The organism is Desulfoscipio sp. XC116 (assembly GCF_039851975.1).
GTDB lineage: Bacteria > Bacillota > Desulfotomaculia > Desulfotomaculales > Desulfallaceae > Sporotomaculum.
On the sequence record NZ_CP156660.1, the window covers coordinates 1,985,064 to 2,003,470 of the forward strand.

Genomic DNA, 18,407 nt, shown 5'->3' on the forward strand with positions numbered 1-18,407 from the left:
TGCCGCCGCTAAAGGACAGGTTTTATCAGAGCCAGAAATTCCTGCTCATCAAGCACCGGCAGATTCAGCTTGACCGCTTTTTCATACTTACTGCCCGGGTTTTCACCCGCCACTACATAATCGGTTTTTTTACTTACCGATGAAGACACTTTACCCCCGGCCTGTTCTACCAATTCTTTTGCCTCGTCCCTTTTCAAGACCGCCAGGGTGCCTGTCAGCACCAGAGTTTTCCCCTTCAGCGGTCCATCTGACAGGCTGGCGGGCGCGGCTTCGGCTGTCATGTTGACACCATACTCCGCCAAGCGTTCAATTAAAGCCCGGTTTTGCGGCTCCCGTGCAAAGTTAATTATGCTTTCGGCAATTTTGGGACCTATTTCCGGTATTGTGATCAGTTCGTCGTAACCGGCATTCATTAGCCTGTCGAGATCACCAAAATGTTCGGCCAGCACACGCGCCGCCCGCTCACCCGCGTGCCGGATACCCAGCGCAAATATCAAGCGGTGCAGCGGGTTTTCTTTACTGGCCGCAATAGCCCGTACCAGGTTTTCGGCCGATTTATCCCCGAAGCGTTCCAACCGCAGCAGCTGTTCCTCGGTCAGGCTGTATAAATCGGACACATCCCTGACCAGCCCGGCCTCTGTTAATTGGGCAACCACGGCCGGACCCAGTCCGGCAATATCCATTGCCCCCCGGGAAGCAAAATGGATCATTCCCTCCAATAATTGAGCCGGGCAAGCCGCGCCGGTGCAGCGGCGGGCGGCCTCGCCGGTGGCTCGCACCACCTCGGCGCCGCAGGCCGGACACGCGGCGGGCATACTGAAAACCTTTTCCCCGCCCGTTCGGCTATCTTTTAATACCTCCACCACTTCAGGTATCACATCGCCCGCTTTATGGATAACCACCCGGTCACCGATACGGATATCTTTTTCTCGAATAATGTCCTCGTTATGTAAAGTGGCCCTGCTGACGGTGGAACCGGCCAGAAAAACCGGGTCCAGTACGGCGGTCGGTGTAATTACCCCTGTGCGCCCCACGCTGACAATGATATCCCGCACTGTAGTTTGAGCCTGCTCGGGGGGGAATTTAAAAGCCATTGCCCAGCGGGGACTTTTCATGGTGAACCCCAAGGCGGACTGCTGGGCCAGTGAATTTACTTTAATCACCAGGCCGTCTATTTGGTAAGGCAAATCCGCCTTTTTATTTTGCCAAATCCGGCAGTAGCTGATTGCCTCGCCGATATCCCGGCAAAGCTGGCAGTGGCTGTTTACACGCAGTCCCAGGCCCTCCAGCCACTTCAGCCCCTCGCTGTGCGATGTCGGCAGTTGATGGCCGCTAAGCTCGGCGGCGCCGATACCGTAAACAAAAATACTTAGATTTCGCCCGGCCGTCACTGCCGGGTCCAGCTGGCGCAGTGAGCCGGCTGCCGCATTGCGCGGATTGGCAAAGAGTGGCTCGCCCATTTCCTCACGCCGCCGATTTAATTCAACAAAAGACTCCTTGGGCATATATACCTCGCCGCGCACTTCCAGCAAGTCCACCGGCTGATGCAGGCGCAGCGGTATACTGCGGATGGTTTTTAGATTGGCGGTAATATCTTCCCCGGTACTGCCGTCCCCCCGGGTAGCCCCGCGCACGAAAATACTGTCCTGATAGGTCAGCGACACCGCCAAACCGTCAATTTTCAGCTCCACCACGTATTGATAAGGCTCACCACCCAGGGAACCGCGCACCCGGCGGTCAAACTCCGCAAGCTCCGCGTCACTGAAAGCGTTAGCCAGGCTGAGCATGGCCACCGGGTGCTGTACCGTGGTAAAGCCCTCCCGCGGTTTACCGCCCACCCGCTGAGTAGGCGAGTCCGGGGTGATCAGTAAAGGGTTTTCCTTTTCCAATTGCTGCAAATCGGCCATTAGCCGGTCGTATTGCGCATCTGTAATGGTGGGCGCATCCAGCACGTAATAATAGTAATTATGCTGTTCTATTTCCCGGCGCAGCCTATCAATCGTCTGGCGAATCTTTTCATGACCGCCGCCCATGCAACCAATCCCCTTTCTAACGTGTAAGCGGTGCGTAGCGGGCTAAAAGTGTCTTAACACCCAGCCCCGGAAATTCTATTTTCAGCTCGGCCTTATCACCTTTGCCCCGCACTTCGATAATCGTGCCCTGCCCCCACTTGCGATGGCAAACCTGTTCTCCGACACAATAAAGCATGCCGCGGGCCGCGGGCCGGTCCGCCTGTCCGGGCTCTCCGGGCGACCCGAAGCCTTTGCCGGCCTGGCCGGGCTCTTTTAGCGAACCAATGCCGGTGGAATCGGCCGGATGTATCTTCTTCGGCGGGTCGCTGTTATTTTGATTATCCAGTGGATCACGTATATCGATCATATCAGCCGGCAATTCCTGCAAAAACCGGGAAGGCTCATTTATTTTAGTATGCCCATACAAGGTGCGCTGCCAGCAATGCGTCAGATATAAGTGCTGCATCGCCCTGGTTATACCCACATAACACAGCCTTCTTTCCTCTTCCAGCTCGTGCCTGTCCTCCATAGAGCGGGAGTGGGGAAAAACGGTTTCCTCCAGGCCGGCTATAAATACTACGGGAAACTCCAGTCCCTTGGCACTGTGCATGGTCATCAATGTAACTTGATCCATGTCCTGCTCATAATTATCCAGGTCGGTAACCAGAGCCAGGGAGGCTAAAAAATCTTCCAGGCCACTGCCTTCGCCCCGCCCGTCATATTCTCCGGTAACCGAATAAAATTCGCGCAGGTTTTCCAGTCGGGTTGTTGATTCCACGGTCCGCTCGTTATCCAGGGCCTGCCAATATCCGGTCGCCTCCAGCACCATTTGCACCAGGCCGGTGATGCTTAACTCCGGCATTCTGTCTTTAATATCACGCATAGTTTGACCAAAAATCCGGGCGGCATTAGCAGCCTTGCCGGTCAGTCCGGCAATAGTGAAGGTGTTTTCCAGCAAGGTTAGCGGCGCTTGTCCGGTTTCATCCGCCAGAGCCAGTATTTTATTCAATGAAGCGGCTCCAATACCCCTTTTGGGCTCGTTAATAACCCGCCGCAAGCTGACCCGGTCATAAGGGTTTACCAAAAGCCGCAAATAAGCCAGCAAATCTTTGATCTCTTTACGCTCATAAAAGCGCAGCCCGCCTACAATTGTGTATGGTATACCGGCAGCCAGAAATTTTTCTTCCAGCACCCGGGACTGGGCGTTGGTACGATATAAAACAGCGAAATCACGATATGGTTTTTTTAACAGGTGATGCCAGCTGTTGATCCTGTCCACTATATAACGCGCTTCGGTATGCTCGTCCCGGGCGGTGAAAACCGTAATGGGATCACCTGAAGAACCGGCGGTCCAGAGTTTTTTTTCTTTACGGTCCCGGTTATGCCGGATTACTGCATTGGCGGATTCCAGTATTGTACGGGTGGAACGGTAATTTTGTTCCAGCACAATAGCGGCGGCGTCCGGATAGTCCCGCTCAAAGCTCATGATATTTTGGATATCCGCCCCACGCCAGCCGTAAATACCCTGGTCCGGATCACCCACCACGCATATGTTGCGGTATTTTTGGGCCAATAAATTAACCAGCACATACTGGGCGTGGTTGGTGTCCTGATATTCATCCACCAGTATATAACGAAATTTTTCCTGATAATAGTTTAGCACCGCCGGATTATTTTGCAGCAGCAGCACAGTTTGCATCAACAAATCGTCAAAATCCAGCGCGTTATTTTGCCGCAGCTTGTCCTGGTATAGTTTATATACCTTGCAGGCAGTTTGGCTGTAATAATCGTATGACTTTTTTTCCATCTCCGCCGGTCCGTAAAGCATGTTCTTCGACTGGGATATGGCCGCCGACATAGCCTGCGGAGGGAATTTCTTATCATCCAGGTTTAACTCTTTAAGACATTCCCTGATAACCGTTTTTTGATCATCAGCATCGTAAATAACAAAATTGGACGTATACCCGGCAAACCCGGACTGCCGCCGTAAAATGCGCAGGCAGGTGGCATGAAAGGTAAACACCCATAAATCATGTACCAGCTCGGGCACTGCGGCCGCAATCCTCTCCCGCATCTCCCGGGCCGCCTTATTGGTAAATGTGATAGCTAAAATATTATAAGGGTCGACACCTTTTTCCAAAAGCAAATAAGCAATTCTGGTGGTGAGTACCCGTGTTTTGCCGCTGCCCGCCCCGGCCAGCACTAAAAGCGGCCCCTCACTGTAAGTAACTGCTCTTTTCTGCGCCTCGTTAAGCGCGGTTAGATCCATAATATCCTCCATTTTTATTTTTTACGAAAGTACGGCAATGCATGTGTGTGAAAGCGGATTGTATCAACGTTACATTAAAATGCCACCTCGCGGTGGCTTGAAGATAGTGATATGTCAACAATTTGAACTTTTATGTCCAATAGATTATCGAAGATTATCGAGCGGCAGCAGTTTTACTGTTTACCTTCTTTGCCGTACACTTTTTCGGGATCAAACAGGGGCTCTCCCTTTACGGTAACTGTACCGTCCTCTGACAATGCGTAATGGAAACAGCTGTAATATCCCTCATGGCAGGCGGCTCCCTTTTGTTCCACCAGCAGAAGCAAAGTATCCCGGTCACAGTCAAAATACATTTCCTTTATTTTTTGTACGTTGCCGGACGATTCCCCCTTGTGCCAGAACTTTTGCCGGCTCCTGCTCCAGAACCAGGTTTCGCCGCTGGAAAGCGTTCTGGCCACCGACTCGCTGTTCATATAAGCCATCATCAGAACTTCCTTGGTTTGTACATCCTGCACAATGGCCGGTATTAATCCGTCGCTGTTATATTTTAGTTCTTCAGGTTTTATTTGCTTTACCTGCACCTTGGCTACACCTCAGTTTTTATCAAATTCCAAGACTTCCACCCTCTATAAGTGGAAGTCTCTATTTTCAGGCGGGGCAAAATCCCCATCTGAAACCCCGATGTTCAGCTTTAGCTGAACGAGTTCATGCGCACGGGCACATTATGTTGCCGCAAATACTGTTTGGCCTCGGCAATGGAGTAGGTGCCAAAATGGAAAATGGATGCCGCCAGAGCCGCGTCAGCCTCGCCAAGCGTGAGTCCGTCCACAATATGGTCCAGATCGCCGACCCCGCCGGAGGCAATTACCGGTATCTGCACAGCCTGTGCGACAGCCCTGGTTAATGGTATATCATAACCGTCTTTAGTACCGTCCCGGTCCATGCTGGTTAACAATATCTCACCGGCCCCCGATTCCTCCATTTGCTTTGCCCAGGATACGGCGTCAATGCCGGTGGGGGTACGGCCTCCATGAATATATACTTCCCATTCATTTGCTCCCGCACGCCGGGCATCTATAGCTACCACAATGCACTGACTGCCGAACCGGGACGCCGCTTCGGCGATCAACCGGGGGTTTTTCACTGCGGCAGTATTTATAGAAACCTTATCGGCACCGGCGGAAAGCATGGCCCGGATATCCTCCAGAGTGCTGATCCCGCCGCCTACCGTATATGGTATAAAAACCTCGGCAGCCGTGCGGTAAACCATGTCCAATACAGTTTTGCGTCCCTCGGAGGAAGCGGTGATATCCAAAAAAACCAGCTCGTCCGCACCCTCCCGGTCGTAAAATGCGGCCAGCTCCACCGGGTCCCCCGCATCTCGCAAATTAACGAAGTTGGTGCCCTTGACCACACGTCCGCCGGTAACATCAAGGCAGGGGATGATTCTTTTCATTAACATGATACAGAATGCTCCCCTTTCGCCAAGGCCAGGGCTTCATCGATATTTACCGTGCCGGCGTACAGCGCCTTACCAACAATGACCCCTTCCACACCCAGAGGGGCCAGTTCATTTAAGGCAACTATATCATCTATAGTCGATACGCCGCCCGAGGCAATTACCTTCATCTTGCTGGATAACGCCAACTTTTTAATAGCTTCTACATTAGGCCCCTTTAAAGTACCGTCACGGGAAATATCAGTGAATACCACCCTGGTGACTCCCATTTGGCTGATTTCACCGGCCAGTTCCAGCGCATCCTTTTCCGCAGTCAGTCCCCATCCTTCAATAGCCACTTTACCATTGCGGGCGTCAATGCCCACCACAATATGTTCGCTGCCGAAACGTGTACAGGCATCCGCTACCAATGCCGGGTTCTGGATGGCCACCGTGCCCAAAATTACCCTGGATACACCCATTTGCAGCAAGCGTTCTACGGTAAGCAAGTCGCGAATGCCGCCGCCTACTTGCACGGGTATATTTAACGCCTTAATAATTTCCTGAATGGTTTCCAGGTTCTTGGGTGATCCGGCAAAGGCGCCGTCCAGGTCAACCAGGTGCAGCAAGCGGGCTCCGCTGCCCTGCCACACCCGGGCTACGGCTGCCGGATCATTGGAATAAATAGTTTCGTGGTCCAGTTTACCCTCCACCAGGCGTACACACTTCCCAGCCCGCAGGTCTATAGCCGGGATAATTAACATTTTTCAACCAACCTCCCAAAATTCTCTAAGATGCGCAGGCCCAGGGCACTGCTTTTTTCCGGGTGAAATTGAATACCGTATACATTGTCCTTGGCGGCTACGGAAGTAAATTCCATGCCATACTCGGTGGATACCGCCGTTAATTCCGGATCGGCAGGCTCCACATAATAGGAATGAACAAAATAAAACGCGGCATGCTCGGGTATGCCCTTAAAAAGCTGACAGGGCTTTTTATATGTAAGTGTGTTCCAGCCCATGTGCGGAATTTTGAGCCCTGGCGGCAAGCGTCGCACCCGGCCGGGAAATATCGCAAGTCCTCTGGTAGTACCCCATTCCTCGCTGTATTCAAACAGCAGCTGCAGTCCCAGGCAAATGCCTAAAAAAGGCTTGCCTGCGGCAATTACATTGTGTATAGCGTCTGCCATGCTATGTGCCGTAAGATTTTGCATGGCATCGGAGAATGCCCCCACGCCGGGCAAAACCACTCCCGAGGCCTTTTCCAGCACCTGCGGGTCAGAGGTAACTTCCACGCTCACGCCCGTTTTTTCAAATCCCTTGGCTACGCTGCGTAAATTACCCATACCGTAATCAATAATGGCAATCAAAAAAGTTTTCCCTCTTTCTTCCCGATTAAAGTACACCTTTAGTGGAAGGCAGTCCTCTATGGGGGTCTTTAATTTCAGCGGCCAGGCGTAAAACACGACCCAGCCCTTTAAAAACAGCTTCTATGATATGATGAGTGTTTCTGCCTGCCAACAGGCGCACATGCAGAGTTAACGCACCATTCACGGCCAGGGCACGTAGGAATTCCTCTACCAGCTCGGTGTCAAAATCCCCCACTTTAGCGGCGGGCAACGGCAGATCAAAGGCCAAATAACCACGCCCGCTAAAATCCAGAGCCACCGCCACCAGGGCTTCATCCATAGGCAGGAGCACGTGTCCGTATCTTTCTATACCACGCTTTTCTCCCAGCGCTTTTTTCAGCGCCTGCCCCAGACAAATACCTATATCCTCCACGGTGTGATGAGCATCCACTTTCAGGTCACCCCGGGCGTGCAATTTAAGCTGCATGCCGCCATGCTTGGCCAGCAGCTCCAGCATGTGATCCAGAAAGCCAACGCCGGTATTGATATCGGAATGTCCCGTATTGTCCAAGGTCATATGCAGAGATATACAAGTTTCCTTTGTTTCCCGGTTGATTTCCGCACTGCGTATATTTTTTGTTTCCATTCAATCTTTCTCCCCCAGTACTGTAATAACCTGCCGCAGTGAACGTAAAAAAATCATATTTTCCTCCGGCCGCCCCACAGATACCCGCAGGTATTGGGCCAGTAACGGGTCTCCAAAGCTGCGCACCAGCACGCCTCCCGCCAGCAAACCGCTAAATACATCCTTCGCCGGGTAAGCGGTTTTGAACATTAAATAATTAGCCTCGGAGGGCAGCGCCTCAACATCGGGCATTTGCTGCATAGCGTTATATAAATCATCCCTCTGCCGGATAATTTCCGACACTTGCCCGGCAAAAATATCCCGGTGCTGCAGTACGGTCAGCGCGGCTAATTGGGAAAAGGTGTTTAAGTTAAACGGCTGCTTTACTTTAAAAAGATAGTTCAGCACCTGTGGACAGGCGAATAAGTAACCGACCCTCAAACCGGCCAGTCCGTAGGCTTTGGAAAAAGTACGCAACAGGACCAGGTTGGGGTATTTATTCAATAGCGGCAGAAAATCCGGACCGCCAAATTCAACGTAGGCCTGATCGACTACCACGGGACACGGGCAATTATCCAACAAGGACTGTACTTGTTCTAATGTGGCGGAATTGCCGGTGGGGTTATTGGGCGAACAGAGCACCACTAAAGCCGCCTTGCGGCCGGCCCGAATAATTTCCGGCACATCCAGGTCAAAATCAAGCCGCCTGGGTATTTCCACTATTTCGGCCCCGGCCACCCGGGCATGAATGCCGTACATAGAAAAGGTAGGCACGGCAATCACCACCCGGTTGCCGGCGCCAAAAGTCAACATCAGGTCTAAAATAAGCTCATCCGAACCGTTGCCCACCATAATGTGGCCGGCCCCAACACCGTGCAAGCGGGCCAATTCCCGTACCAACTGCCGCGCCATAGCATCGGGATACCGGGTAAACGACTGCGGATTCAGCATTTCATTGATGGCCTGTCTTACCTCGCCTGGAAAATCATAAGGGTTTTCATTGGCATTAAGCCTGACTACCTCCGGATAGGTTACCTCTGCATAGGGAACCAGCTCCTTGAGCCCTTCCCGCACCAAAAGACCCGGGTTGAATTGTTTGTGCATCAGCGTCCTTCCCCTTTCCCCGGGCTATTCCGCCGCCGGTTAAAGCTGCTGTCCAGGCTGTCAACATTGCTTTTATCAACATCAGCCGGCTTGTCGGACGGCACCGCTAATCTGCATTGCACGGAGGCCGCATGAGCGTCAAGCCCCTCGGTAGCCGCCAGGGTCATAATATGCTCGCCGTCCCGAGCCAGTGCATGAGGTGAATACCCGATCAAACTGGTCTTTTTCATAAAGGTATCCACGTTGAGGGGGGAGAAAAACCTGGCCGTACCGCCTGTAGGCAGTACATGATTAGGACCGGCAATGTAGTCGCCCACGGGTTCGGGTGAAAAATGTCCCAGGAAAATCGCTCCGGCGCTATTCACCGACCCCAGCCAGCGGTACGGGTCCTCCACCAGCAGTTCCAAGTGTTCCGGAGCGAATGAATTGGCCACCCGTACGGCTTCATCCAAAGTGGCCGTGATAATAATAGCTCCTCTTTCATTAATTGATTTTTCGGCTACTATGCGCCGGTTCAATTTAGCCAACTGTGCACTGAGTTGCTGTCGTACTTTTTCGGCCAGCTCGGCCACCGGCGTCACCAATATCGCTGAGGCCATTTCATCATGCTCAGCCTGGGCCAGCATATCGGCAGCCGCAAATTCCGGCCTGGCCGATGCATCAGCCACAATAAGCACTTCACTGGGACCGGCCAGCATATCAATATCCACCGTTCCAAAAACTTGCCGCTTGGCCGCTGTTACATAAATATTACCCGGACCGGTTATTTTATCTACCCGGGCAATGGTTGGAGTGCCATAGGCCAACGCAGCCACGGCCTGAGCTCCGCCCGCCCGGTATATCTCGGTTACCCCCGCCTCGGCGGCCGCTACCAGTGTATGGGGGTTCACCGCACCGCTGCGGTCGGGCGGTGTAGCCATCACTATTTGCCTTACCCCCGCCACAGCGGCGGGTATCGCGTTCATCAGCACTGAGGATGGATACGACGCCTTACCTCCGGGCACATAGATACCTACCCTGTCAAGAGGTGCAATTATCTGGCCCAGCATGGTACCGTCGGGCTGCGGATCTATCCAGGAATTGCGCAGCTGGCGGCTGTGATAACGATAGATATTTTGGGCGGCCACACGCAGTGCCGTTAAAAAACGATCACTTACTTTCCGGTAGGCAGCCTTTATTTCAGATTCCTTCACTGGCAGGCCGGAAGGCGTCAAATCCGTGGCGTCCAAGCGGTTGGTTATGGCGCATAATTGTTCATCTCCACCGTCCCGAACGGCACTGATAATATCTTTAACAACGTTTTCAACTTTTTCCAGGTCCACGGTTCTATTTTGCAATAGTTCGGACAGGGCCTGATCAGTTGACCTTATTATGCGAATCAAAAAATGTCCCCCTTTAATACATTAAAGCATTGCTACAATAAAATATTAAAGCAGTATCACTTCACTGTCAACACTAATTTTTGCCTTCGCCCGCGGTGTCAGGCTTGTCCAGCCTGTCCAGCACTATTTTATAGCCATCCGCGCCATAATTCAGAGATCTCTTTACTCTGCTGATGGTGGCTGTACTGGCTCCCGTGCGTGAGGCAATTTCACCGTAGGTAAAATTACCCTGCAGCATTCTGGCCACCTCCAGCCGCTGAGCCATAGTTTTTAATTCTGTAACTGTGCATACATCCTCAAAAAATTGATAACACTCGTCCGTATTTTGCAACTGTAATATAGTTTCAAAAAGTTGATCCAACAAGGGATCGCGCAATTTTCCGGTGTAAGCCACCTTTCTATTCCTCCCGGGTTTAAATAATACATATTTAGGTTGTTATTTCAGTTTGCCTAATATGCAGTTCGACAACCCACAAACAAATCCTTTTTTTTGGTAAAGTGCTAAAATTAAAAAAAACGATAAACTCTGCCCCTCTTACACTTCTTGGCATCATCGAGATGCCATCATTGAGCTTAATAATATGGCAGGTGAACCTCCTCCGGGACGAGCCCGGAGGCTTCTTCTCGGAAGTTTCTCATTTCATTGAGAACTGCCCTGGCAAAGCAAGGTCTTATACTCTCTCGTGAGCTACAGCACTGTGTTAGCACAGCCCTGGCCCGGTCCATGGGCATCTACTGCTCATCGTAGATACGTTACGCAGCATTTTTTGCTGTTACCACCTTCGGTCGTATATATTCTACCTTTTCAGGCATTAACCGGCCCTTGGTAAAATTCCCGTTAACCGACTTGGTGTTGCGTTTACGAACATACTCTGCAAGCAAGCGATTTTCCTGAGGAATAAATGGATTGAATTTAGGTCATAATTATGACATAATTAACTCACCGAAAGGAGGCCGATTGTATGCCGCGGATTATTCCCATCAAAGACTTAAAAAAGACGAGCGAGCTTTCCGCCCTTTGCAAAGAGGTTAAAGAGCCGGTGTTTATCACGAAAAACGGCTATGGCGATATGGTGATTATGAGCATGGAAACCTATGAGAAAACCATGTTTTTGAACGACGTCTATCGCAAGCTGGAAGAAGGAGAACGCTCCATCAAAGCGGGCGAGGTCATGGACGGCTTCGATTCTCTGAAAGAGGTCAGGACAAAACATGGGCTATAAGCTGATTGTTTCCAAGGACGCCCACCGGGATGTTGACGAGATCGCCGGATATATCGTCCATGAGCTGAAAAGCCCGCAGGCCGCCTCCGGCTTTCTTGACGATGTGGAAAAAAGCTACCGCTCCCTTGTGGCGAATCCCCGCCTGTTCGCGCTTTGCCAGGATGCAAAGCTCCGGCGGGAAGGATACAGGAAGGTCGTCATTAAAAACTACCTTGTCCTGTACCGGATTGACGAGGAAAAGAAGACCGTGTATGTCGTCCGTGTCGTTTACGGACCGCGCAACTACCCGGATTTATTGTAAGGGACGGCAAAGCGCCGGTATGGATACCGCTTCCATACCGGCGCTTTTTTGCGTCCTACGCGCAGGGCATCATTAGCCATTCCCGGAGCATACATACGCAGGGTTCATTCCCGAAGGGCACAAGATGAAAATGGCACTCGGCGTAGACCGTGCGCTTATCGTCGATGTCCACGCCATACGCCTTGCAGAAATAATAATCCCAATCCCGCATGATACAGCGTGGCCGGACAAGCGCCTCGCGCTGTTCAACCGTGAGGCGCTTGTTGTTTCTCAGCGCCGCCAGCGCCTTGTAAAGCTGTGCCTCTGTTAATTAAATACGTCGGCTACCTGTTTATAGCTTTTTTACCTATATCCTTGCGATAATGCATACCGCTGAACCTCACCCGGGATACGCCCTGATAAGCAAGTTCAATGGCTTCGGGAATACCCGCGGCCCGTGCGGTTATCCCCAGCACCCGGCCGCCCGCGGTAACCACCTGATTACCCTTAAGTGCCGTGCCTGCATGAAAGGCTGCCACGTTGTCAGGCAAGTCGGCCAGCCCGGTGATCACCTCACCTTTGCCGTATGAACCGGGATACCCGCCGGAGGCCAGCACCACACAGACACAGGCACCGTCATGCCAGCGCAGGTTTACCTTATTTAGCTCGCCCGCCAGGAGCGCTTCCATCACATCAACCAGATCGGACTGCAGCATCATCAACAGAGGCTGGGTTTCCGGGTCACCGAAACGGGCATTAAATTCCAGCACCTGCGGGCCTTTATCCGTCATCATCAGCCCGGCGTACAGCACACCCCGGTAGGGACGATCCTCCGCGGCCATACCGCGCACCGTGGGAATCATCACTTTTTCCAGCACTTGCTGCCTGAGCTCCGGGTTTAAAACAGGTGCCGGTGCATAGGCGCCCATGCCGCCGGTATTCGGGCCCATATCGTTGTCATATACTTGTTTATGGTCCTGAGCCGCCGGCATGGGCACTACATGCTCACCATCGGTAAAGGCCAGCATACTTGCCTCCTCGCCCCGCAGACACTCTTCCACCAGCACACGGCGGCCCGCCGCGCCGAATATTTTACTTTCCATGATATCATTTACTGCGGCCAGCGCCGTTTGTTCATCTTCGGCCACAATAACGCCCTTACCGGCTGCCAATCCGTCAGCTTTAACCACACATGGACCGGCAAGCCGCTTAATGTAATCTTTTGCCTGGCGGGCGTTCTCAAAAACGGCATACCGGGCGGTAGGGATAGCATACTTTTGCATTATCTCCTTGGCCAGCACTTTGCTGCCCTCTATTTCCGCCGCTCGCTGCCGGGGTCCGAATACAGGGTAGCCTTCCTTCTCCAGTGCGTCCACCAGACCGGCCACCAGCGGCACCTCCGGCCCCACCACGGTTAGATCAATTTTTTCCCGCCGGACCAGGTCGATAATAGCCGGTATATTATTATCCTTGATATCGACACATTCCGCCAGCTGTGCAATACCGGCGTTACCCGGCGCACAAAATATTTTTTTCACGCGAGGGCTTTGACTTATTTTCCAAGCCAGTGCATGTTCTCTGCCGCCGCCCCCCACAATTAAAACCTTCATTAGAATTCCCCCCCCAAGCTAAGCCATGCCGGCTTTCATCTAGTGCCGGAAGTGACGCATACCCGTAAACACCATGGCTATATCATGCTCATCGGCCACGGCAATGGACGCATCATCACGCACCGAGCCGCCCGGCTGAATAACAGCACTTATACCGGCCGCCACTGCTTCTTCCAGGGTGTCCGAAAATGGGAAAAAGGCATCCGAGGCCAGCACCGCACCCCGGGCCCCGTCACCGGCCTGTCCCAAGGCTATACGGGCTGAAGTCACCCGGTTCATTTGCCCGGCCCCCACGCCCAATACCTTTTTATCTTTAACTACCACAATAGCGTTGGATTTTACGTGTTTTACCACGGCCATAGCGAAAAGCAAATCGTCCATCTCGGCCTGGGAAGGAGCACGCTTAGTAACTACTTTTGTTTTCTCCGTATCCGCCACACCGCGGTCAAAGTCCTGAACCAGCAACCCTCCGTTAACTTTGCGCAAATCAAAACGGTCGGTAGTCGGACCGGTTAGCGGGCCGGCTTTTAAAATGCGCAGGTTTTCTTTTTGTTTTAATATGGCTAATGCATCATCAGCATAATCCGGCGCGATCACCGCTTCCAGAAATATTTTATTCATCTCCCTGGCCGTGTCCGCATCCACCGGAGTATTGAAAGCCACAATACCGCCGTAAGCCGACACCGGGTCACCTTCATAAGCCATAACATAGGCATCCGCCAGCCTGGCCGCGCTGGATACCCCGCACGGGTTGTTATGTTTAACTATTACAGCCGAAGCAGCAGCGTATTCTTTTACCGCCTCAAAAGCGGCATTGATATCCAGTATATTGTTATAGGACAGCTCTTTGCCATGCAGCTGTACAGCATTGGCTACGCAAGCCCCGGTTACTGACGGGTCGCGATAAAACGCGGCCTGCTGGTGGGGATTCTCGCCATAACGAAGTGTTTGCACCAACTCATATTTTTTCTCCCAAACAGCGGGGAATGTCCCGGTCGGCTGGTCGAGACCGGTCAGGTAAGCGGATATGGCAGTGTCGTACGAAGCGGTGTGGGCAAATGCTTCTTTGGCCAGGGCCAGTCGAAACTGCTCGTTAATATCGCCTTTTTGAATAGCATTCAGTACTGCGGAGTACCGCTGCGGGCTGACCACCACCAGCACATACCGGTAGTTCTTAGCCGCTGCACGCACCATTGTGGGACCGCCGATATCGATATTTTCAATGGCCTCTTCCAGGGTTACCCCGGGTTTGGCTACTGTTTCTCTAAAGGGGTAAAGATTAACTACCACCAGGTCGATGGGCGTAATGTTTTGTTCATGCAGCTGTTTTAAATGCCCCTCGGTACGCATGGCCAAAATACCTCCGTGCACGCTGGGGTGCAGGGTTTTGACCCGGCCGTCCAATATTTCCGGAAAACCGGTGACATCAGTTATGTAGGTGACGGGTATACCGGCTCCGCGCAGTGCTTTCGCAGTCCCACCGGTGGAAACTATCTCCACGCCCGCCTGCACCAGTCCCCGGGCAAATTCTTGCAGCCCGGACTTATCGGAAACGCTGATCAACGCTCGTTGCACAGTCATTTTTGTATACCTCCTCAGATTAAACAAGTAATTTCGGAAACGCAAAAGAATGGTCACTGCGAGCGTCAGCGAAGCAATCTTCGACTGTTGCTCTACTTTATCGGGTGAGATCGTCACGTCGCTATCGCCCTTCGCAATGGCGGACTATTTATCAAATTCCAAGACTGCCGCTTCTATAGGTGGGAGTCCCTATTTTTGCTTAAGCCAGTATGCGTACTTTTCTTCCCTCCACCACCAGCTTGTTCGTGCAGTATAGATTAATTGCCTCAGGATATATCCGATGTTCCTGTTCTAAAATACGCGCTGCCAGAGTATCGGCCGTATCATTATCGCTGACAAGCACCACTGCCTGCAATATAATGGGTCCGGTATCCATGCCGTCATCCACAAAGTGCACCGTACAGCCGCTGTATTTAACTCCGTAGTGCCAGGCCTGCTCCTGCCCGTGCAGCCCGGGAAAGGCAGGTAGGAGAGCGGGATGAATATTCATGATCCGCCCGGCATACGCCTCCAGCAGTCCGGGTCCCACCATCCGCATGTAACCGGCCAGGCATACCAGATCGACATTGTGCTCCTGTAAAATCTTTGTAATATGTTTCTCGTACTCCGCCTTATCAATGTAATCATCTGTGTTTAGCGCCACGGCGTCAATGCCGGCATACCGGGCCCTTTCCAGTGCGTAGGCATCGGCGTTATCACTGATGACCACCGTTACGCGGGCCGGTATCCGCCCCGCAGCGCACGCATCCATAATGGACTGCAGATTGGAACCCCGCCCTGAAGCAAGTACACCTAAATTTTTTATATCCATTTGTTCTCCCCTCATAAATAAAGCCAAACTTTTTGCTGCACAATGTTTTCAAACGTGATGGGGATAATGCCCTTATAACGTCAAATGAACCGCACTTCCCTATCGCCTTCGACAACCCGGCCAATCAGACGGGCATCTTCACCATGTGATTCAAGTTCAGCAACAACATTGCCGGCCTGCGCGGCAGGCACCACCAGCACCATGCCGATACCCATATTAAAAACCCGGTACATTTCACCGGTTTCCACGGGACCTTCCCGGGAGATAACTCTAAATATTGCCGGTATCTCCCAAGTGCCGGTGTTTATTTGCACGGCTGTGCCCTGCGGCAATATCCGGGGCAGGTTTTCCACCAAACCGCCGCCGGTAATATGAGCCATTCCTTTAATACCATACTTGTCCAGCAGCGGCAATACAGTAGATACATATATCCTGGTCGGGCAAAGCATCTCCTCACCCACGGTGCGGCCCAGTACCGGGTGCAATTGATCTATTTGATATCCCGCCTTATCCAGCAATACGCGGCGGGCCAGTGAATAACCGTTGCTGTGTAAACCTGACGCTGCCAGACCAACCAGTGCATCGCCCGGTACAATGGCGGCGCCGTCAATGATTTTGTTTTTATCCACTACCCCTACCGCAAAGCCGGCAATATCATATTCTCCGGCCCCGTAAAAATCGGGCATCTCAGCGGTTTCACCGCCGATAAGCGCGCAGCCGGCCTGGCGGCAGCCCTCGGCCACCCCGGACACAATATCCGCCACCTGCTCGGGCTTCAGTTTGCCCACGGCCAGATAGTCCAGGAAAAACAACGGCTGGGCACCAAGGGTAAGTATATCGTTAACACACATGGCCACTGCGTCAATGCCGATGGTATTGTGTTGATTCTTTAAAAAAGCCACCCGCAGTTTGGTGCCTACCCCGTCCGTACCCGAAACCAGCACAGGCTCACGGTATTTTGCGGTATCCAGGGCGAACAGCCCGCCGAATCCCCCGATGCCGGTAAGCACCTCAGGGCGCAGGGTACTGTGTACGGACTTTTTCATCATGGCCACGGCCCGGTTGCCGGCATTAATATCAACACCCGCATCCGCATAGGTAATTGCTATAGGTTTCTGTTTTTTTTCCAACATGCACTCCTCCGACCTAAACTTTCACCGGACTATTGTAAATCCTGCTATAAAGCTTATATTTCAAATTATTCCATGAGCTTTGATAAAACCGGCTGCCCAAGAGCACTGCAACCGGTGACGGGTCACTCCAGGCTGTATTTTCCGGCTTCCTGGGGCTTGATAACTTCCACCGGGTAATTACCGTTAAAACAGGCGGTACAAAATGTATCCCGGGAAGCTCCGAATATATTCAGCAACCCCTCCAGGGAAAGATAATGCAAACCGTCGGCACCGATTTGACGGCGAATATCTTCGGTGGACATCTGAGCGGCAATCAACTCCCGTTCGTCGGAGGTGTCAATGCCGTAATAACATGACCGGGTGATGGGAGGTGAACTGAGACACATGTGCACCTCCCGCACCCCACAATCCCGCAGCATGGCCACAATTTTGCGGCTGGTAGTGCCCCGCACAATAGAGTCGTCCACCATCACCACCCGTTTGCCGGCCAGCACCTCCCGCACCGGATTGAGCTTGATGCGCACCGCTAAATCCCGCATATCCTGCGTAGGCTGAATAAAAGTCCGCCCGATATAGCGGTTCTTCATTAAACCCTCTTCAAAGGGGATGCCCGACCCTTCGGCAAAGCCCCGGGCCGCAGCGGTGCCCGAGTCGGGCACCGGTATAACCATATCGGCATCTATCGGGTATTCCGCAGCCAGCACCCGTCCCATTTCCCGGCGCACCTGGTTAACGTTGAAGCCGTCAATAAAGCTGTCCGGACGGGCAAAATAAATATATTCAAAAATGCAATGGGATCGCCGGCGCGGCTGAAGCACCTGAAACGATTCCAGACCGTTTTCGTCGATAACCACAATTTCTCCCGGCTGCACATCCCGGAGCAGGCCGGCACCCACAGTGCCCAGAGCAGCGGATTCGGAGGCCACCACATAACCATTATCCAGAGCGCCGAGGCACAGGGGCCGGAACCCGTTGGGATCACGCATGGCCACAAGTTTATTCTCCGTAATGATCACCAGTGAATAAGCGCCTTTAATGTCAATCATACATTTAGTCAGGGCATCCTTTAAATCGCCCCGGCTGGAGCGGGCAATGATATTAACGATAACCTCACTGTCGGTTGAGGATTGAAAAATCGCTCCGCTGGCCATTAACTGAGAGCGCAATTCAGTTACATTAGTTAAATTACCGTTATGCGCCAGTGCAAGCATGCCCCCGTCATAGCGAAACAAAAGCGGCTGGGCGTTTACCGCGTGGCTGGCCCCGGTGGTGGAGTAACGCACATGGCCGATGGCTGCATAGCCCTTCAGCTGGTTCAACTGATCCCCGGAAAACACTTCCGGCACCAGCCCCATGCCTTTATACAGCTGCACTTTTTCCCCGTCGGCAGTAGCGATACCCGCACTTTCCTGACCGCGGTGCTGCAGGGCGTAAAGGCCGTAATAGGTCAATCTGGCCACATCACGCCCGGGGGCGAAAATACCGAAAACCCCGCATTCCTCCCTGGGCTTATCAGATAAAATCATACCGTTTGGCAATCCGGGCCGAACCATTTTATCTCCCCCAGATCAATTATATTTCTTAATCATCG

Annotated in this window: 18 protein-coding genes; 3 read left to right on the forward strand and 15 right to left on the reverse strand. The window is 52.5% G+C overall.

What is annotated here, in order from left to right; translation table 11 throughout:
- Positions 1-8: 8 nt before the first annotated feature.
- The 10 genes from ligA to ABDB91_RS09460 all read right to left on the reverse strand — a co-directional run bounded on the left by ligA (position 9) and on the right by ABDB91_RS09460 (position 10,572).
- Complete coding sequence (gene ligA / locus ABDB91_RS09415) at positions 9-2,033, reverse strand: NAD-dependent DNA ligase LigA (protein ID WP_347491336.1); 2,025 nt, start codon at positions 2,031-2,033, stop codon at positions 9-11.
- 16 nt (positions 2,034-2,049) lie between these two features.
- Positions 2,050-4,281 carry a DNA helicase PcrA gene (gene pcrA, locus ABDB91_RS09420; protein WP_347491337.1) on the reverse strand — a complete coding sequence of 744 codons (2,232 nt, stop codon included), beginning with the start codon at positions 4,279-4,281 and terminating at the stop codon, positions 2,050-2,052.
- A 173-nt stretch (positions 4,282-4,454) separates the two neighbouring features.
- The gene (hisI, locus tag ABDB91_RS09425; RefSeq protein ID WP_347491338.1) at positions 4,455-4,862 is read right to left on the reverse strand and encodes a phosphoribosyl-AMP cyclohydrolase; all 408 of its coding nucleotides are present in this window, start codon (positions 4,860-4,862) and stop codon (positions 4,455-4,457) included.
- A gap of 110 nt (positions 4,863-4,972) precedes the next feature.
- Positions 4,973-5,743 (reverse strand): imidazole glycerol phosphate synthase subunit HisF, encoded by a 771-nt coding sequence (hisF, locus tag ABDB91_RS09430; protein WP_347491339.1) that lies wholly within the window; start codon positions 5,741-5,743, stop codon positions 4,973-4,975.
- The gene (gene hisA / locus ABDB91_RS09435) at positions 5,737-6,483 is read right to left on the reverse strand and encodes a 1-(5-phosphoribosyl)-5-[(5-phosphoribosylamino)methylideneamino]imidazole-4-carboxamide isomerase (protein ID WP_347491340.1); all 747 of its coding nucleotides are present in this window, start codon (positions 6,481-6,483) and stop codon (positions 5,737-5,739) included. The genes hisF and hisA overlap by 7 nt, the downstream gene beginning before the upstream one ends.
- On the reverse strand, positions 6,477-7,088 hold the full coding sequence (gene hisH, locus ABDB91_RS09440) for an imidazole glycerol phosphate synthase subunit HisH (protein ID WP_347491341.1): 612 nt from the start codon (positions 7,086-7,088) through the stop codon (positions 6,477-6,479). Before hisH ends, hisA begins: the two co-directional genes overlap by 7 nt.
- Positions 7,089-7,113: 25 nt before the next feature.
- Positions 7,114-7,713, reverse strand: a complete 600-nt coding sequence (gene hisB / locus ABDB91_RS09445; protein ID WP_347491342.1) for an imidazoleglycerol-phosphate dehydratase HisB — start codon at positions 7,711-7,713, stop codon at positions 7,114-7,116.
- Positions 7,714-8,796 carry a histidinol-phosphate transaminase gene (hisC, locus tag ABDB91_RS09450; protein ID WP_347491343.1) on the reverse strand — a complete coding sequence of 361 codons (1,083 nt, stop codon included), beginning with the start codon at positions 8,794-8,796 and terminating at the stop codon, positions 7,714-7,716.
- A complete protein-coding gene (gene hisD / locus ABDB91_RS09455; RefSeq protein WP_347491344.1) occupies positions 8,796-10,178 on the reverse strand; it encodes a histidinol dehydrogenase in 1,383 nt (460 codons plus the stop codon). Before hisD ends, hisC begins: the two co-directional genes overlap by 1 nt.
- A 73-nt stretch (positions 10,179-10,251) precedes the next feature.
- Complete coding sequence (locus tag ABDB91_RS09460; RefSeq protein ID WP_347491345.1) at positions 10,252-10,572, reverse strand: YerC/YecD family TrpR-related protein; 321 nt, start codon at positions 10,570-10,572, stop codon at positions 10,252-10,254.
- A gap of 568 nt (positions 10,573-11,140) precedes the next feature.
- On the opposite strand from ABDB91_RS09460, the gene ABDB91_RS09465 reads away from it, so the two are divergent.
- From ABDB91_RS09465 to ABDB91_RS09475, 3 genes are all read left to right on the forward strand, one after another.
- Positions 11,141-11,401 (forward strand): type II toxin-antitoxin system Phd/YefM family antitoxin, encoded by a 261-nt coding sequence (locus ABDB91_RS09465; protein WP_347491346.1) that lies wholly within the window; start codon positions 11,141-11,143, stop codon positions 11,399-11,401.
- Positions 11,391-11,702 carry a type II toxin-antitoxin system RelE/ParE family toxin gene (locus ABDB91_RS09470; RefSeq protein WP_347491347.1) on the forward strand — a complete coding sequence of 104 codons (312 nt, stop codon included), beginning with the start codon at positions 11,391-11,393 and terminating at the stop codon, positions 11,700-11,702. The genes ABDB91_RS09465 and ABDB91_RS09470 overlap by 11 nt, the downstream gene beginning before the upstream one ends.
- A gap of 124 nt (positions 11,703-11,826) precedes the next feature.
- Positions 11,827-12,012, forward strand: a complete 186-nt coding sequence (locus ABDB91_RS09475; protein WP_347491348.1) for a hypothetical protein — start codon at positions 11,827-11,829, stop codon at positions 12,010-12,012.
- 13 nt (positions 12,013-12,025) lie between these two features.
- On the opposite strand, the gene purD is transcribed toward ABDB91_RS09475, so the two are convergent.
- The 5 genes from purD to purF form a co-directional block, all read right to left on the reverse strand.
- Complete coding sequence (gene purD, locus ABDB91_RS09480; protein ID WP_347491350.1) at positions 12,026-13,291, reverse strand: phosphoribosylamine--glycine ligase; 1,266 nt, start codon at positions 13,289-13,291, stop codon at positions 12,026-12,028.
- Positions 13,292-13,330: 39 nt separating this feature from the next.
- Complete coding sequence (purH, locus tag ABDB91_RS09485) at positions 13,331-14,872, reverse strand: bifunctional phosphoribosylaminoimidazolecarboxamide formyltransferase/IMP cyclohydrolase (RefSeq protein ID WP_347491351.1); 1,542 nt, start codon at positions 14,870-14,872, stop codon at positions 13,331-13,333.
- Between the two features lie 199 nt (positions 14,873-15,071).
- Positions 15,072-15,683: a phosphoribosylglycinamide formyltransferase gene (purN, locus tag ABDB91_RS09490; protein WP_347491352.1), complete on the reverse strand. Its 612-nt coding sequence runs from the start codon at positions 15,681-15,683 to the stop codon at positions 15,072-15,074.
- An 80-nt stretch (positions 15,684-15,763) separates the two neighbouring features.
- Positions 15,764-16,816 (reverse strand): phosphoribosylformylglycinamidine cyclo-ligase, encoded by a 1,053-nt coding sequence (gene purM / locus ABDB91_RS09495; RefSeq protein WP_347491353.1) that lies wholly within the window; start codon positions 16,814-16,816, stop codon positions 15,764-15,766.
- 122 nt (positions 16,817-16,938) lie between these two features.
- Positions 16,939-18,369 carry an amidophosphoribosyltransferase gene (purF, locus tag ABDB91_RS09500; RefSeq protein WP_347491354.1) on the reverse strand — a complete coding sequence of 477 codons (1,431 nt, stop codon included), beginning with the start codon at positions 18,367-18,369 and terminating at the stop codon, positions 16,939-16,941.
- Positions 18,370-18,407 lie beyond the last annotated feature (38 nt).

Bases quoted from the DNA above. Each gene is read 5' to 3' on its own strand.
- ligA (WP_347491336.1), bottom strand. From the start codon at position 2,033: ATGGGCGGCGGTCATGAAAAGATTCGCCAGACGATTGATAGGCTGCGC.
- pcrA (WP_347491337.1), bottom strand. From the start codon at position 4,281: ATGGATCTAACCGCGCTTAACGAGGCGCAGAAAAGAGCAGTTACTTAC.
- hisF (WP_347491339.1), bottom strand. From the start codon at position 5,743: ATGTTAATGAAAAGAATCATCCCCTGCCTTGATGTTACCGGCGGACGT.
- hisA (WP_347491340.1), bottom strand. From the start codon at position 6,483: ATGTTAATTATCCCGGCTATAGACCTGCGGGCTGGGAAGTGTGTACGC.
- hisB (WP_347491342.1), bottom strand. From the start codon at position 7,713: ATGGAAACAAAAAATATACGCAGTGCGGAAATCAACCGGGAAACAAAG.
- hisC (WP_347491343.1), bottom strand. From the start codon at position 8,796: ATGCACAAACAATTCAACCCGGGTCTTTTGGTGCGGGAAGGGCTCAAG.
- ABDB91_RS09465 (WP_347491346.1), top strand. From the start codon at position 11,141: ATGCCGCGGATTATTCCCATCAAAGACTTAAAAAAGACGAGCGAGCTT.
- ABDB91_RS09470 (WP_347491347.1), top strand. From the start codon at position 11,391: ATGGGCTATAAGCTGATTGTTTCCAAGGACGCCCACCGGGATGTTGAC.
- ABDB91_RS09475 (WP_347491348.1), top strand. From the start codon at position 11,827: ATGAAAATGGCACTCGGCGTAGACCGTGCGCTTATCGTCGATGTCCAC.
- purD (WP_347491350.1), bottom strand. From the start codon at position 13,291: ATGAAGGTTTTAATTGTGGGGGGCGGCGGCAGAGAACATGCACTGGCT.
- purH (WP_347491351.1), bottom strand. From the start codon at position 14,872: ATGACTGTGCAACGAGCGTTGATCAGCGTTTCCGATAAGTCCGGGCTG.
- purN (WP_347491352.1), bottom strand. From the start codon at position 15,683: ATGGATATAAAAAATTTAGGTGTACTTGCTTCAGGGCGGGGTTCCAAT.
- purM (WP_347491353.1), bottom strand. From the start codon at position 16,816: ATGTTGGAAAAAAAACAGAAACCTATAGCAATTACCTATGCGGATGCG.
- purF (WP_347491354.1), bottom strand. From the start codon at position 18,369: ATGGTTCGGCCCGGATTGCCAAACGGTATGATTTTATCTGATAAGCCC.